At 68.6% G+C, this 14,826-nt stretch carries 13 protein-coding genes; 3 read left to right on the top strand and 10 right to left on the bottom strand.

Annotation, left to right across the window (positions count from 1 at the left end; genetic code table 11):
- Positions 1-286: 286 nt before the first annotated feature.
- The 5 genes from F3087_RS14925 to F3087_RS14905 all read right to left on the bottom strand — a co-directional run bounded on the left by F3087_RS14925 (position 287) and on the right by F3087_RS14905 (position 6,950).
- Positions 287-1,048 (bottom strand): sirohydrochlorin chelatase, encoded by a 762-nt coding sequence (locus F3087_RS14925; RefSeq protein WP_150402495.1) that lies wholly within the window; start codon positions 1,046-1,048, stop codon positions 287-289.
- Positions 1,045-2,265 (bottom strand): uroporphyrinogen-III synthase, encoded by a 1,221-nt coding sequence (locus F3087_RS14920; RefSeq protein ID WP_150402494.1) that lies wholly within the window; start codon positions 2,263-2,265, stop codon positions 1,045-1,047. Before F3087_RS14920 ends, F3087_RS14925 begins: the two co-directional genes overlap by 4 nt.
- A gap of 5 nt (positions 2,266-2,270) precedes the next feature.
- A complete protein-coding gene (gene nirD, locus F3087_RS14915; RefSeq protein WP_150402493.1) occupies positions 2,271-2,672 on the bottom strand; it encodes a nitrite reductase small subunit NirD in 402 nt (133 codons plus the stop codon).
- Positions 2,673-2,736: 64 nt separating this feature from the next.
- Positions 2,737-5,283: a nitrite reductase large subunit NirB gene (gene nirB, locus F3087_RS14910; RefSeq protein ID WP_223885073.1), complete on the bottom strand. Its 2,547-nt coding sequence runs from the start codon at positions 5,281-5,283 to the stop codon at positions 2,737-2,739.
- Positions 5,284-5,693: 410 nt separating this feature from the next.
- A complete protein-coding gene (locus F3087_RS14905) occupies positions 5,694-6,950 on the bottom strand; it encodes a CynX/NimT family MFS transporter (protein WP_223885072.1) in 1,257 nt (418 codons plus the stop codon).
- Positions 6,951-7,015: 65 nt separating this feature from the next.
- On the opposite strand from F3087_RS14905, the gene F3087_RS14900 reads away from it, so the two are divergent.
- Both F3087_RS14900 and F3087_RS14895 read left to right on the top strand, forming a co-directional pair.
- Positions 7,016-7,687: a FadR/GntR family transcriptional regulator gene (locus F3087_RS14900; RefSeq protein ID WP_150402492.1), complete on the top strand. Its 672-nt coding sequence runs from the start codon at positions 7,016-7,018 to the stop codon at positions 7,685-7,687.
- Between the two features lie 213 nt (positions 7,688-7,900).
- Positions 7,901-9,409 carry an MFS transporter gene (locus F3087_RS14895; protein ID WP_150402491.1) on the top strand — a complete coding sequence of 503 codons (1,509 nt, stop codon included), beginning with the start codon at positions 7,901-7,903 and terminating at the stop codon, positions 9,407-9,409.
- A 76-nt stretch (positions 9,410-9,485) separates the two neighbouring features.
- Here the strand turns inward: F3087_RS14895 and F3087_RS14890 are convergent, their stop codons facing one another.
- The 3 genes from F3087_RS14890 to F3087_RS14880 form a co-directional block, all read right to left on the bottom strand.
- Positions 9,486-10,340 carry a TIGR02569 family protein gene (locus F3087_RS14890; RefSeq protein WP_150402490.1) on the bottom strand — a complete coding sequence of 285 codons (855 nt, stop codon included), beginning with the start codon at positions 10,338-10,340 and terminating at the stop codon, positions 9,486-9,488.
- A 96-nt stretch (positions 10,341-10,436) separates the two neighbouring features.
- Complete coding sequence (gene moeZ / locus F3087_RS14885) at positions 10,437-11,603, bottom strand: adenylyltransferase/sulfurtransferase MoeZ (RefSeq protein ID WP_263407212.1); 1,167 nt, start codon at positions 11,601-11,603, stop codon at positions 10,437-10,439.
- Between the two features lie 114 nt (positions 11,604-11,717).
- Positions 11,718-12,710 carry a DUF3152 domain-containing protein gene (locus tag F3087_RS14880; RefSeq protein WP_223885129.1) on the bottom strand — a complete coding sequence of 331 codons (993 nt, stop codon included), beginning with the start codon at positions 12,708-12,710 and terminating at the stop codon, positions 11,718-11,720.
- A gap of 372 nt (positions 12,711-13,082) precedes the next feature.
- Between F3087_RS14880 and F3087_RS14875 the strand changes: the two genes are divergently transcribed.
- Complete coding sequence (locus F3087_RS14875) at positions 13,083-13,739, top strand: TetR/AcrR family transcriptional regulator (protein WP_150402487.1); 657 nt, start codon at positions 13,083-13,085, stop codon at positions 13,737-13,739.
- 72 nt (positions 13,740-13,811) lie between these two features.
- On the opposite strand, the gene F3087_RS14870 is transcribed toward F3087_RS14875, so the two are convergent.
- A complete protein-coding gene (locus tag F3087_RS14870; protein ID WP_040738278.1) occupies positions 13,812-14,039 on the bottom strand; it encodes a DUF3107 domain-containing protein in 228 nt (75 codons plus the stop codon).
- 152 nt (positions 14,040-14,191) lie between these two features.
- Positions 14,192-14,743, bottom strand: a complete 552-nt coding sequence (locus F3087_RS14865) for a YceI family protein (protein WP_150402486.1) — start codon at positions 14,741-14,743, stop codon at positions 14,192-14,194.
- Positions 14,744-14,826 lie beyond the last annotated feature (83 nt).

Raw genomic sequence — 14,826 nt, 5'->3', positions numbered from 1 at the left:
TTACGGCATCCGCGCTCGAACGAGCCGTAATTCCAGCACGATCGGCGCGTGCCGAGGCTGCTGTCAGCGCATATGCCGGAGGCAGAGTCGCTCAGCCCCGTTCAGCCACATGCTACGGCCACTCTAGGCATCCTCCGCGCTACCCGAGCGCTGTCAGCTCGGCGGAGCTGTCCCTGACCTCACGCCGACACAGCGCGCCGGGCCGTGATCCGCGGCCTTGCAGTGCAGCGCTGATTGCCCGAGCCACACGGCCACAGGGGGAACTCGTTGATCGCCGCCGAAACGATCAGACGACGCGTGTCCGCACCAGATCCCGGGCGGCGACGCGATAACGGTCGGCGATCAACCGGACCACCGCGGGGTGCACACCGATAGGTTCGGCAACCCCATCAGCTCCTGCATCGTGCAGGCGTTGGTGAAACAGACCGTGCGCCAACAGATACGACGCGATGAACACGCGTTCGGCACCGGAAGCACGAAGGTCCGCAACGACTTCCGGAACCCGAGGCGTACCGGTGGCGATGTAACCGAGACGCACCGGCGTACCGAGCCGCTCGGTAAGCATGGCCGCGGCACGGCGAACATCTTGGCGGGCACGGGGATCCGAGGAGCCGGCCGCCGCGAAGACGACCGCGTCACCGGGACGCCAGCCCGCGGCACGCAGCCGCATGGTCATGATCCGGGCCAACGCCGGGTCCGGACCCATTGCCGGAGTCACCGCCACCGCAGGATGCGCGCTCTGCGCCACTTCCCGCGGAACATCCTTGTACACGTGATAACCAGACGCGAGAAACGCCGGAACCACTACGGCGGGAACGGATTCCCCCGAAGCGTCGACCAGATCGCGCAAAACCTCGGCCGGCGACGGACCGAGCACGTCGACGAACGCGGTCCGCACCGCCGGAGCCGTCCCGGGTAGCTCGGCATCGCGCCCCGAAACCGCGACGCCGAGCTCCCTGGCCACCGCCTCGGCCAGCGCGGCGATCATCTGGACCCCACGGGTGCTCCTGGTGCCGTGCGCCACCAGCACTAGAGCGGGATCCGTCATGGCGTCCCCAAGGTCTGCACGTATCGCGTCGGCATGGCCGCGCCGGACGCCGCCAACTCGGGTCGCGGGTTGTTGTCGATGCATTCGGCCGCGTCCAGCGCCAGCCGGTAGCCGCGCTTGACCACGGTCTGAATCGCCTTCGGCGCACCCAGTCCCGCGCGCAGCCTGGCGATCGCCGTCTCGACGGCGTGGGTGTCGTCACCGCCACCGGGCAGCGCGGCGAGCAGGTTCTCCCGGGAGACGACCCGGCCGGGCTGACGAGCCAGCGACCGCATCAATGCCATCGGCGCGGGCGCGAGCTGGCGCACCTCACCGTCGACCACCACGCAGCCGCCGCGCACGCTGAGCGTGTGCCCCGCGGCGTAGATCCGATTGGCCCGCCGCGGCAGTTCCTCGGCGACGTGCCGAGCGAGCGCACCGAGCCGAGCCCGTCCGGGCATCGAGGTGGCCACGCCCAGTTCTTCCAGCGGCGCAGCGGTGATCGGGCCGACGCACGCGGCGAGCACTCGCCCGCGCAACGCGTGCAGCACGCCTTCGAGCAGCCCGGTTTCCTTGGCCCGCATCAACATCGACGCCACCGCGGGCGCGCTGGTGAACGTCACGCAGTCCAGATTCGAGGTCACGATGGCCTCGATCAGCTGATCCATCGGGCCCTGATCCTCCGGCGGCACCCACCGGTACACCGGCACCGGCACGACATCCGCACCGGCACAACGCAATACCTCGCAGAAGTCGGGCACCGGCTCCCACTCGGTGGTGGCGCCGTGCAGCTGCACCGCGATCCGCACGCCCTCCACGCCCTCGGCGAGCAGGTGATCGAGTACCTCCGCGGACGACTCCGACGCCGGTGACCATTCCTCGCGCAATTCGGCAGCGCGGATCGCGCCCTTGGCTTTCGGGCCGCGCGCCAGCATCCGGGTGGAGCCCAGCGTCGCGCGCAGGTCCTCCGCGACACCCCAGCCTTCGGCCGCCTCCATCCAGCCGCGGAAGCCGATCCCGGTGGTGGCCACCGCGATTCGCGGCGGATCGAGGATCAGCTGGCGGGTGACCCGCTCCAGCTCGGTGTCGTCGGCTAACGGGATGATCCGGATGGCGGGGGCGGACACGATGTCGGCGCCGCGCCGTTGCAACAGCGTGGCGAACTCCTCGGCCCGCCTGGCCGCCGTGATGCCGATGGTGAAACCGGCGAGGCAGGGGCCGGCGTCGATGGTTGTCATGCGGTTTACCCGTCCGAGGAAGCGAGCCCGGAAATTACCGGCTCGTTGGAGATCGAAACGATGCCGTCGGCTACGCGGATCGCGTACACCGGCAGCAGCGCCGATTCGTCGTCCAGGCAGCGCCCGTCGACCAGGGAGTACGCCTGCTTCAGCAAGGGTGAGGCGACGACCGGGACGCCGCCGCGGTCACCGACGATGCCGCGCGACATGACCGCGGCGCGGCCGATCGGATCGATGTTGCCCACGGCGTACAGCATGCCGTCGGCCAGCAGGAACAGGGCGGCCTGGCGGCCACCCTTCAGCAGCACCGCGACGCCGCGGCCGGGAATCAGGTAGTCGAGCCGGCACGCCTGGGTCCAACCGGTGGCGGTAACTGCGGCGATGCCGGGGGTATCGATCACGGTCATGGGTGTCATCCTCCAAACGCCTTACCCATTGGTACAGGCGCCCTGTTTCTGTGGGGTTAAGCCGTCATTTCCCGTGCGTGCCGACCGGAATGTCGGGCATCCCGAGCAGGACCGGTACCTTGCGTTCGCCGGTTTCGTCGAACGAGATTGTGGGATCGGTCTCATCGGGGGCGTTGACGAAGGAAACGAAGCGCGACAGCTTCTCCTCGTCCTCGAGCACGGCGGCCCATTCGTCGCGGTAGCCGGCGACATGCTGGGCCATGGCGGCCTCCAGTTCGGCGGCGATGCCGAGGCTGTCTTCGCAGACGACCTGCTTGAGGTAGTCGATGCCGCCTTCGAGAGCCTCCTGCCACGGCGCGGTGCGCTGCAACCGGTCGGCGGTGCGGACGTAGAACATCAGGTACCGGTCGATGTATTTGATCAGCGTCTCGTCGTCGAGGTCGCCGGCCAGCAGCACCGCGTGCTTCGGGGTGAGGCCGCCGTTGCCGCCGACGTAGAGGTTCCAGCCGTGTTCGGTGGCGATCACGCCGACGTCCTTGCCGCGCGCCTCGGCGCATTCGCGGGCGCAGCCGGACACGGCCAGCTTCAGCTTGTGCGGGGAACGCAGTCCGCGGTAACGCTTTTCGAGCAGCACGGCCATGCCGACCGAGTCCTGCTGGCCGTAGCGGCACCAGGTGGAGCCGACGCAGCTCTTCACCGTGCGCAGCGACTTGCCGTACGCGTGACCGGATTCCATGCCGACGTCGACCAGTCGCTGCCAGATCCGCGGCAATTGCTCCACCCGCGCGCCGAACAGGTCGATCCGCTGGCCGCCGGTGACCTTCACGTAAAGGTCGAATTCCTTGGCGATCTGGCCGATGGTGATGAGCTGGTCGGGGGTGACCTCGCCGCCGGGCATCCGCGGCACCACCGAGTAGGTGCCGTTCTTCTGCAGGTTGGCCAGGAAGTGGTCGTTGGTGTCCTGGAGGGCGGCCTGTTCGCCGTCGAGGATGTGCTCGCTGGAGGTCGAGGCGAGGATGGAGGCGACGGTCGGCTTGCAGATGTCGCAGCCGGTTCCCTTGCCGTACTTGGTGATCAGGCCGGAGAAGGTGCGGATGCCGGTGACCTGGACGATCTGGAACAGCTCGGCGCGGGACTGGCCGAAGTGCTCGCACAGCGCCTTGGACATCTCGACGCCGGACTGTTCCAGCAGCTTCTTGAGCATAGGAACGCAACCGCCGCAGGAGGTTCCGGCGGACGTGCACTTCTTGATGCCCGGGATGTCGCACGCGCCCTCGGCGATGGCGCCGCAGATCGCGCCCTTGGAAACGTTGTTGCAGGAACAGATCTGGGCGTCGTCGGGCAGTGCGTCGGCGCCCAGTTCCGCGCCGGCGGGCGAGATCAGCGCGGCGGGCTCGGCGGGCAGCGGCCGGCCGACCAGCGGACGCAGCGCGGCGTAGGCGGTGGCGTCGCCGACCAGGATGCCGCCGAGCAGGATCTGCGCGTCATCGGAGACAACGAGTTTCGCGTAGGTGCCCTTGGCGGCGTCGTGCAGCACCACCGACAGCGCGCCCTCGGTGACGCCGTGCGCGTCGCCGAAGCTGGCCACGTCGACGCCCATCAGCTTGAGCTTGGTCGACATGTCCGCGCCGGGGAATTCGCCTGCGCCGCCCAGCAATCGGTCGGCGACGATCTCCGCGGTGGTGTAACCGGGGGCGACCAGGCCGTAGCAGGTGCCCTCGACCGCGGCGCACTCGCCGATGGCCCAGATGCTCGGATCCGAGGTCTGCAAACCGAGATCGGTGATGATGCCGCCACGCGGGCCGACCTCGAGTCCGCTGTCGCGGGCGATCTGGTCACGCGGGCGCACGCCGGCCGAGAAGACCACGAGCGAGGCGTCGATCACCGAGTCGTCGGACAGGCTGACCCGAACGCCGTTGCCGGCCGCGTCGATCGAGGCGGTGCCGACGCCGGTGTGCACGAACAGGCCGAGATCGGTGACCAGGCGTTCCAGGATCGCGCCGCCGCCCTCGTCCACCTGGGCGGGCATCAGCCGCTGGTTGTACTCGACCACGTGCGGCGTGAGGCCGAGCAGCCGAAGCGCGTTCGCGGCTTCGAGGCCGAGCAGGCCGCCGCCGACCACGACGCCGACCGCACCGGGCCCGGCGGCCTCGGCGGCGGCCCGGATGCCGTCCAGATCGTCGATGGTGCGGTAAACGAAGCACTCCGGGCGGTCATGTCCCGGAACGGGCGGAACGAACGGGTACGAGCCCGTGGCGAGCACCAGCGCGTCGTAGGCGATGGTGTCGCCGGCCGACGTGGTGACCTTGCGGGCGTCCCGGTCGATCGACTCGGCGCGTTGGCCGAGTCGCAGTTCGACCAGGGCGTCACCGGCGTACTCGTTGCCGGGCAGCGCCAGCGCGGCGGTGTCCCAGTCCCCGACGTATGCGGACAGGCCGACGCGGTCGTAGGCGGGCAGCCGCTCCTCGCTCAGCACGACCACCTGCCACTGCCCCGCCTCGTCCCGCGAGCGCAGCGCCTCCACGAAACGGTGCCCGACCATGCCGTGGCCCACGACCACGGCGGTATTGCGCTGGGCAGGTGCGACTGGGTGATTCGTCGGGGTGCTCAAGAAGGGCCTCCAATGATCCGGTTGGCCCCACGGTAGGAAACAGGTATTGCCGCCATGCTGCGCGCGATGACCACAGCATCAACGGTTGCTCACGGGTCGGCGAATACCCACGTGAGCACGGCGCTGTGTTGCGCGGATGTGACGCAACGATTTCCGCGCGTCACCAAAACCCGACCGCGCAGAAATCGGCCGGTGAGATATGACGCCGAAATCATGAACTCCGCCGCACGGCCGCGCAACTCGAACGGTGAGATCGCCCGCACCCAGCGAACACAGGCACTGATTTCGCGAGCACATGGGTAACTCGTGGGGTACGGGCGGACTCGCTCGCAACGCCACCGCCGGTCGCCGACGCGGCTATCGCGGCACCTGAGTCTGGCCTGAATACGCGGAGAGGCGGATGAGCGAGGTCAGTTCCAGGTGTCCTCGAGCATGCGCGGCTTGCAGGCCTGCCAGGCACCGGCCAGCAACACCAGGACGGCGATGCCGAGCAGGATGAACGGGGCGAGCCAGCCGTCGGTGGCCGAGTGCAGGACGCCGAACAGCAGCGGGCCGACGCAGGCGACCGCGTAGCCGACGCCCTGGGTGAAGCCGGACAGCGCGGCGGAGCCGCCGGGGGTGTTGGTGCGCAGGTTGATCAGGGTCAGCGCCATCGGGAAGGTGCTCGGGCCGAGGCCGAGCAGCACCACCCAGAGGATGGGCGCGCTCATCGGCGCGACCAGCAGGCCGACGAAGGCGGCGATGAAGAAGGCCGCGCAGCCGACCACGACGGGGAACGGATTGCGGAATCGCGTGACGACCGTCGGCGCACTCAACGCCGCGACCAGACCGACCACCGCGAACAGACCGAGCATCGACCCGCCGAACCCGGCGCTTGCTCCGGCGTCGCTGAGGATCTTGGGCAGCCAGGTGAACATCGCGTAGGTGATCAAGGACGTCATGCCGAACATGCCCGCCATGCCCCAGGCCACCGGCGAACGCCAGACCCGGCCGGCCCGCGGCGCGTCGGTGGGCAGCGCGGTGGTGTCGTTGACGTCGCGGCCGCGCCGGTCGCGCAGCACGCCGAGCCACGGCAGCACCGCCGCGAAGCCGAGCACCGACCACAGGCCGAGGGAGATCCGCCAGCCGTGCGCGTCGGCGATCGGGACCGCGATGAACGCGGGCACCACGGTGCCGAGCTGCACCATCATGATGTAGAGCGAGCTGACCACCGCGAGCCGATCGGCGAAGTAGCGCTTCACCAGCGGCGGGATCACCACGTTGCCGATGCCCATGCCGGCCAGGGCCAGGGCGGAGAAGACGAGGAGTTCGCCGGTGCCGGACAGCAGCACCCGGACGAGCTGACCGAGGCCGGCCATCAGCATGGCGACCAGCGCGGTGCGCTCGAGTCCGAGGCGGCGCACGAGCACCGGGGTGAGCAGACCGGACACCGCGAACATCGCGGTCGGGATCATGCCGAAGACGCCGACGACCGCGGTGCCGTAGCCCACATCGTCGCCGATCCGTTCGGCCAGTGGGCTGAACGCGGTGACCGCGACGCGGAGGGTGAGCGCGGACATAACGATGGCGGCGAGAACGAGCAGACGCCCCTCCGTCAGCGCGCGCCGACGCCGCTCGACCTGCGGTGATTCCTGCTCGGTCGAGGTTTTCTGGAGGGTTGCAGTCACTGCGAAATCATAGGATGACCGGATGATAGGAGGCAATGATTTGTGATGAGCGGTACTCTATGCAAGTGCAACCAGTCCGGCGCACCAGCCTCATAGCCCAGGTCACCGAGCAGCTGCGTGCCGAAATCCGTTCCAGCCGTTGGCCCATCGGCTCCCGTATCCCTACCGAACCGGAGCTGACCGAGCTCACCGGAACGGGTCGAAACACCGTGCGCGAGGCCGTCCAGGCACTCGTGCACGCGGGGATGCTGGAGCGACGCCAAGGTTCGGGAACCTATGTGATCGCCTCCTCCGACCTCGGCGGCACGCTCGGCAAGTACTTCGCCGACGCCGAAGAACGTGATGTCCTCGAACTACGCCTCGCGCTCGACACCACAGCGGCCGCGCTCGCCGCGCGCCGCCGCGACGACGGCGATATCGCGAACCTACTCCAGCTGCTCAGCGAGCGGGACAAGGCCTACAACGACGACAACCCGACCGCGATCGAGTCCGACGTCGAGCTGCACCGCGCCATCGTCGTGGCCAGCCACAACGCCGTCTACCTAGAGTTCTACGACTCGCTGCTGCCGATCATCGAACAGGTGATCCGGGCCAGGACGTTGAAATCCGACGATTCCTTCCCCGAGGAGCACGCCGAGCTGGTGCACGCCGTGATCGACGGCGATCCCCAGCGCGCGGCCGAGGCGGCCCGCTGCTTCCTCAACACCCTGATCGCCGAATACCCGGACGTGCGCTGACTGCTCGTTCGCCCGCAACGGACGCCAGGTGAGCGACTCTCACTCGGCGTCCGTTCCGTATGTGAGTCGGAATTGCCTCGAACGTCACGCGAAGCCACGGTGCCGCAACAACCGGCCCCTACGTTGTGAAACGACCGTAGCTAGGCAACTCGACTCCGCCGGCGGCGCCAGTGCCGCGATGAGGGCCGGTCGAGTGCGAACGAGAGGACGCCGATGACTGCCATCGCAGCCGCAACCGGCACCGAGTCGGACACCGCGACTGACGCTCCATCGGACACCCCGGCCTTCCAGCACCAGACCCGCGGACGCTGGCTGGAACAGTGGGAGCCGGACAACCTGAAATTCTGGGAGTCCGGCGGCGCGCAGACCGCCCGTAAGAACCTGATCTTCTCGGTGTTCGCCGAGAACCTCGGCTTCAGCATCTGGGTCATCTGGGGCACCGTGGTCACCAGCATGGGCGCCGCGGGCTTCGGCTTCCTGGCCGGGCTCGGCAAGGGCGACCCGACCGCGGTGAGCAACGCGCTGCTGCTGTCGTCGACCCCGACCCTGGTCGGTGCGGCCCTGCGCATTCCGTACACCTTCGCCATCCCGAAGTTCGGCGGGCGGGCGTTCACCGCGTTCAGCGCGGCGATGCTGCTCATCCCGACGCTCGGGCTGGCCTACTTCATCAATCAGCCGGGCACGCCCATGTGGGTGTTCATGATCCTGGCCGCGCTGGCCGGCGTCGGCGGCGGCAACTTCTCCTCGTCGATGTCGAACATCAACTTCTTCTTCCCCGAGGGCAAGAAGGGCGCGGCGCTGGGCATCAACGCGGCGGGCGGCAATCTCGGTGTGGCACAGACCCAATTGGTGCTGCCGCTGCTGATCACGCTCGGCACGCACATCATGGCCAAGGACGCGGCGGGCTACCGGTTCGGCATCACGCTGTCCATCCTGGTGTGGGTGCCGTTCATCCTGCTGGCGCTGTTCGGCGCGCTGCGCTACATGGACAGCATCGCGACGGCCAAGTCCGACGGGAAGTCCTACAAGCTGGCGCTGACCAACCAGCACACCTGGGTGATGGCGCTGCTGTACGTCGGCACGTTCGGCTCGTTCATCGGGTTCTCCTTCGCCTTCCCGACATTGATCAAGGCCAACTTCCCGAGCCTGGCCGGCATCGGCTGGATCAGCACCATCGGCAATCTCGCCTTCCTCGGCGCGTTCGTCGGCTCGTTCAGCCGTCCGTTCGGCGGCTGGGTGTCGGACAAGATCGGCGGGGCGAAGATCACCCTGTTCGTGTTCGGCGGCATGGCCGTCTCGGTCTGCCTGATCATGGCCGCGCTGGAGCTGAAAAGCTTTCCGCTGTACCTGATCTCGTTCCTGCTGCTGTTCGTGATGACCGGCATCGGCAACGGCTCGACCTACCGGATGATCCCGACCATCTTCAGCGCGATCTCCAAGAAGTACGCCGCCGAGCACGGCCTGGATATCAGCGAGTCGACCGCCTCGGCCCGGCGGCAGGCCGGCGCGGCGATCGGCGTGATCGGCGCGGTGGGCGCGTCGGGCGGCTGGGTGTTGCAGCAGGCGCTGCGGCTGTCCAACACGCACTATCACACGATGGCGCCGGCCTTCTGGGGTTACGCGGTGGCGTTCCTGCTGATGGGCGCGGTCACCTGGTGGTTCTACCTGCGGTCCTCGTTCGCCGTGGAGCGGGTGCCGTCGCTGGCCTACGCCAAGGTGTAACCGGCACAACGCATAACGCCCGTCGGCCGTCGGAAGTCTCTGCTGCGCAGGACTTTCGGCGGCCGACCTGTGCGTGCTAGAGCAGGAGCCGGACCATGTCCGCCGTGCGCGCCAGACCGGGGAACGCCTCCGGCGTCGACCGCGGATGCAACGCGTGCACGGCGAGCCGGAACATGACCGCGCGCAACAACATCTGCGGCCATTCGGGCAGATCCCGCCACCGCTCCAGCAGTCCGTCGTCGGCGCCGCCCCAGGCGAGCGCGTCCACCACGATCACCCCGGCCGCCCACGGCGCGGGCCGCCAGTACGGCGTGATATCGGTGAGCCCGGGGGTGAACGTGCCGGCGAACAGCACCGTGCCGAACAGGTCGCCGTGCACCAGCTGGGCGGGCGTCTTGACCGGCTTGCGCAGGGTGGCCAGCTGGCCGATGAGTTCCATGCTGCGTTGTCCGTCCGGGGAATCCGCCGAGGGCAACGTGCCGCCCGCGCGCAGGCTGCGCAGCGGCACCGCCTCCCAGGCGGCCCGGTCGGCGGCGACGAACACGTCCACGTCGACCCACGGCGCCACCGGCGGCTGCACCAGGAACCGGGGCCGTTCGAGGTGGGTCGTCGCCTGATGCAGGCGCAGCGACACCGAAACCACCTCGTCGTGGCGAGGTTCCGGGATGCCTTCCAGAAAGGTGTCGGCCCGCCAGCCGGAAACCACGTAGCGGCCGTCGGTCGCGCGCACCGGGCGGGCCAGCCGCAACCCGTCCACCTTCAGCGTCTCGCGCACCTTGGCCGACCACGCCGCGCGGGCGTGATCGGCGACCGGGCTGAGCACCACGTCGCCGAACCGCCAGCCACCTTCCCAGTCGCCCAAGGTGACCGGGGAAACCTCGCGCAGACCGAACGTGGCACGCACGTGCTCGGGGGGTTCCACAGAAGTCACGGCCGTACCGTACCGCCGGGGTGGACGCTGTACAGGACGCCGCGCCGATGCGCAACCCCGACCGCTCCGGCCGGGGTCACAGCGTGCTTCGGTGGATCAGTAGACCGGCAGCGACGGGTCGATCTGCCGCGCCCACGCGATCACTCCGCCTTGCAGATGGGTGGCGTCGGAGAAACCGGCCCGCTTGAGCGCGGCCAGCGCCTCCGCCGAACGCACACCGGTCTTGCAGTGCAACACGATCGGCCGGTTCTGCGGCAGCTCGGAGAGCGCCTCGCCGGACAGGATGCGGTCCTTCGGAATGAGTTTCGCGCCCTCGATGTGCACGATGTCCCACTCCACCGGCTCGCGCACGTCGATCAGCTCGATCTCCTTGCCCGCGTCGAGCAGGTCCTTCAGCTCGCGTGCGGTGACCGTCGAGTCGGCCGCGGCGGCCTGGCCCTCCTCGGACACCACCCCGCAGAACGCCTCGTAGTCGATCAGCTCGGTGATCGGCTGACGCTCCGGGTCGCGGCGCAGCTTGATCGTGCGGTAGTTCATGTCCAGTGCGTCGTAGACCATCAGGCGGCCGAGCAGCGGCTCACCGATGCCGGTGATCAGCTTGATCGCCTCGGTCACCATCACCGAGCCGATGGACGCGCACAGCACGCCAAGCACGCCGCCCTCGGCGCAGGACGGGACCATGCCCGGCGGTGGGGCCTCCGGGTAGAGGTCGCGGTAGTTGAGGCCGCGCCCGTTCGGCGCGTCCTCCCAGAAGACCGAGACCTGGCCCTCGAAGCGGTAGATGGAACCCCACACGTACGGCTTGTGCGCCAGCACGGCGGCGTCGTTGACCAGGTAGCGGGTGGCGAAGTTGTCGGTGCCGTCGACGATCAGGTCGTACTCGGCGAACAGCTCGACGGCGTTCTCCGGCTCCAGCCGGATCTTGTGCAGCCGCACGTCGATGCCGGAGTTGATCTCCAGGATGGAGTCGCGCGCGCTGTCGGCCTTCGGGCGGCCGATGTCGGACTCGCCGTGGATGATCTGGCGCTGCAGGTTGGAGGCGTCCACCTCGTCGAACTCGACGATGCCGAGCGTGCCGACGCCCGCGGCGGCCAGGTACAGCAGCGCCGGGGAGCCGAGCCCGCCCGCGCCGATCACCAGGACCTTGGCGTTTTTCAGCCGCTTCTGCCCGTCCACGCCCAGGTCGGGAATGATCAGGTGGCGGCTGTAGCGGGCGACCTCGTCCTTGGTCAGCTCCGCGGCCGGCTCGACCAGCGGCGGCAGGGACTCAGTTGATGACACGTCCAGGACTCCTCGCATCGAATGGGTCGATCTCGTTGTGCAACACCCGCGACCAGACCGTTCTTCCCGACCTATCGTCGCGCACCGCGCGCCGGGTCAACCGCGGGGGTACGGCCAGGGGTTGAAGCGGCAGCGCTTGCCGTCCATCGGGACCACGCCGTCCGGTTCGAGGGTGGCGATGTCGTTGTTCTTGGTGCCGAAGGTCTGCTGCATCATCACCGGGGCCAGGCCGCCGTCGGTCTCGCACGGCTGGTGCTGGTGGTAGCCGATGGCGTGACCGACCTCGTGATTGATCTGGTACTGCCGGTAGGAGCCGATGTCGCCCTCGAACGCGATCGCGCCGCGCACCCAGCGGACCTCCGACAGCACCACCCGGCCGAGATCGGCGTTGTAACAGGAGGAGTCGATCGGGATCTCGAAACCGCAGGCCTTGCGGCTGGATTCGCGCGAGGTGAGGGAGACGCGGAAGTCGGTGTCGCCCTGGTCGACTCGGCGGAAGGCGAACTTCTGGTCGTGCGTCCAGCTTTTCGGGTTGGCGAGAGTGGACTCGATCAGCTTCGCCACCGACTCGTCACCGCCGAGCGCCGAGGTGTCCACGCCGTCTTCGACTTCCACCGTGTACCTGAACACCGAGTCGGCGCCGGTGCCCACCTGCGCGGTCGACCCCGGCACCACATGCCAACTGCCCGTGCCGGTTTCGGCGAAGCTGCCGCCCTGTGGGAGCGCGCCGGAGGGGAGGTCGGTGGGAAAGTGGCCGTCGCCGGTCGGCCCGCCGATGATGCCGTTGTTGGCGGCGCGCGGGCTCAGATGCCCGAGACCGGGCACACCGCCCACCGTGGTCGCCGGGTCGGAACCGCGGACCGCGTCCACCACCACCAGCACCGTGACCGCGAAGAGCACCGGCAGGGCGTACGCGCGCCAACCGTAGGTGGAGACGAATCGTCCTAGGGCGCTTTGCTTTTTGACGCTGCGCTCCGGACGGTCCCGGGTTCGGCCCTCGGTCGCGGCGGTGGGATCCCAACTGGCGCGCAGTGGTTGATGCGAACGATCCCCTTGACCGTAGAGGCCCAGCGGATCGTAGATCTCCACGCCGTTGCGATCACGTCGCGGCGCGGTCGAATCCGGCTTTGCTTCCTGGCCTGACCTTGCCACGGGTTCCGACCCTACGGAACCGGGCGCGCCGGGGCCAGCACGGCGGCGCGAATCGCGCCCGCCGCCGGACGTGACCGGCGGATCGGCGTGCCGCTCCCCGGGTCGGTCGGCGCGGAAAGTCACGATCACCAGGTTCTCACAGGGTCCGGGCGGCCCCGTCGGGCACGCCACATCCGCCGTGAGGTGCGACATTTCTCACCGCGTTCCACCAGTTCCCCGGGGCCGGTCTGCGAGCGGGCGGCAACCGAGTATCGTTCTTGGGATACCCGGTGCTTACCCCTTGCCGGGGAATCAACTGGGAGAGCCGAAATGACTGACCTCGTGGACCGGATGGCGTCCCGCAGATCGTCGTCCGAGCCCGCTAAACGCGGCACCCGGTTGCCGCGTGACGAGCGTCGTCTGCAGCTACTCGCGGCAGCCAGCGAAGTCTTCGTGCAGCGCGGCTATCACGCGGCCGGCATGGACGAGATCTCGCAGTGCGCCGGCGTGAGCAAGCCGGTGCTGTATCAGCACTTCACCAGCAAGCTGGAGCTGTATCTGGCCGTGCTGCAGAACTACGTGGACATGCTGGTGTCCAGCGTGCGGCAGGCGCTGCGGTCGACCACCGACAACCGGCAGCGCGTGCGTGCGGCGGTGCAGGCCTACTTCGATTTCGTGGACAACGAGATGCAGGGCTTCCGGCTCGTCTTCGAATCCGACCTGACCAGCGAACCGCAGGTGCAGCGCCGGGTAGAGCAGGCCACCGAGGCCTGCGTGGACGCCGTCTTCGACGTGGTGGCCCACGACTCCGGCCTGGACCCGTACCGGGCCCGGATCCTCGCGGTCGGCCTGGTCGGCGCGAGCCAATTCACCGCGCGCTACTGGCTCGAGGCCGACCGGCCCATCCCGAAGGAAGAGGCGATCGACACGACCGTCTCCCTCGCCTGGGGTGGTCTGTCCCGCGTGCCGCTGCACCCGATCGACTGAACTACAGAACGAAGCGAGCCCCTGCATCCGATGGTTGCAGGGGCTCGTTGCTGTCGGCCTGAGCCGAGAAAATCAGACGGTGGCGAAGCCGACCCGGCCGCTGGTCACGGTGCCGATCTCGACATAGGCGACCTTCGAGGCCTGGATCAGGAACTTGCGACCCTTGTCGTCGGTCAGGGACACGACGCCGCCGCTGCCGTTCAGCGCACCGGACACCAGCGCCTCGACCTCTTCCGGGGTCTGCGAGCTGTTGATCAAAAGCTCGCGCGGGCTATCCGAAATACCGATCTTGACCTCCACGGCCAACCTCCGAACGTAAGAGTCCTGTGCTGTCGATCCCAGGCTAGTGCAGGGCAACGCCGTCCCGGCAGACGCATGCCTGCGCCCTCAGCGAACAGCAGACATGACGGCGCCCCGCACACCGTTGTGCGGGGCTGCGGACTGCGGTGGTCTTACTTGGGCTCGATGAGCTGGATCTCGAGCTCGATGTTGACCTTGTCGCTCAGCATGCCGGGCAGCGGGCCGCCGACGCCGAAGTCGGTGCGCTTGATCGTGCCGGTGGCGGAGAATCCGGCGTGCCGGTCGCCGGTCGCGCCGAACTCCTGCACGCCACCCCACTCGACGTCCAGGGTGACCGGCTTGGTGATGCCGCCGAGCGTGGCCTCGCCCTCGACCTCGAAGCTCTCCGCGATCTGCACCGGCTCGGTGGCGCGGAAGGTCAGCGTCGGGCGGTTCGCGGCGTCGAGGAAGTCGGCGGTGCGGATGTGCGCGTCCCGGTCGGCGTTGCCGGTGTCGAACGACTCGAGGTGGATGGTCGCGCCGAGGGTGGCGGCGCCGGACTCGTCGACCACGAATTCGGTCTCGAACTTGGTGAATCCGCCGCGCACCTTGGAGATGCCGAGGTGGCGAATGGTGAAGGCCACCGACGAGTGCGCGGTGTCCAGGGTCCAGGAGCCGGGCTTGAGCGACTGGGTGGTCGTGGTGGACTCAGAGGAAGTTGTCATGTCGTCCACCTTGGCCGGACCGCGGTCCGTTAACCAGACCGCCGTTATCCTGGTCCTGACAGGGCGAGGCTAAGCCTCCTAGG

The sequence above is a fragment of the Nocardia colli genome (assembly GCF_008704205.1).
GTDB classification, from domain to species: Bacteria; Actinomycetota; Actinomycetes; order Mycobacteriales; family Mycobacteriaceae; genus Nocardia; species Nocardia colli.
Note: the sequence above shows the minus strand (reverse complement) of the source record. Positions and strands in the feature narration are given on the sequence as shown.

Coding starts and splice junctions, on each gene's coding strand:
- F3087_RS14895 (WP_150402491.1), top strand. CDS start 7,901: ATGACTGCCATCGCAGCCGCAACCGGCACCGAGTCGGACACCGCGACT.
- F3087_RS14865 (WP_150402486.1), bottom strand. CDS start 14,743: ATGACAACTTCCTCTGAGTCCACCACGACCACCCAGTCGCTCAAGCCC.
- F3087_RS14925 (WP_150402495.1), bottom strand. CDS start 1,048: ATGACGGATCCCGCTCTAGTGCTGGTGGCGCACGGCACCAGGAGCACC.
- F3087_RS14920 (WP_150402494.1), bottom strand. CDS start 2,265: ATGACAACCATCGACGCCGGCCCCTGCCTCGCCGGTTTCACCATCGGC.
- nirD (WP_150402493.1), bottom strand. CDS start 2,672: ATGACCGTGATCGATACCCCCGGCATCGCCGCAGTTACCGCCACCGGT.
- F3087_RS14875 (WP_150402487.1), top strand. CDS start 13,083: ATGACTGACCTCGTGGACCGGATGGCGTCCCGCAGATCGTCGTCCGAG.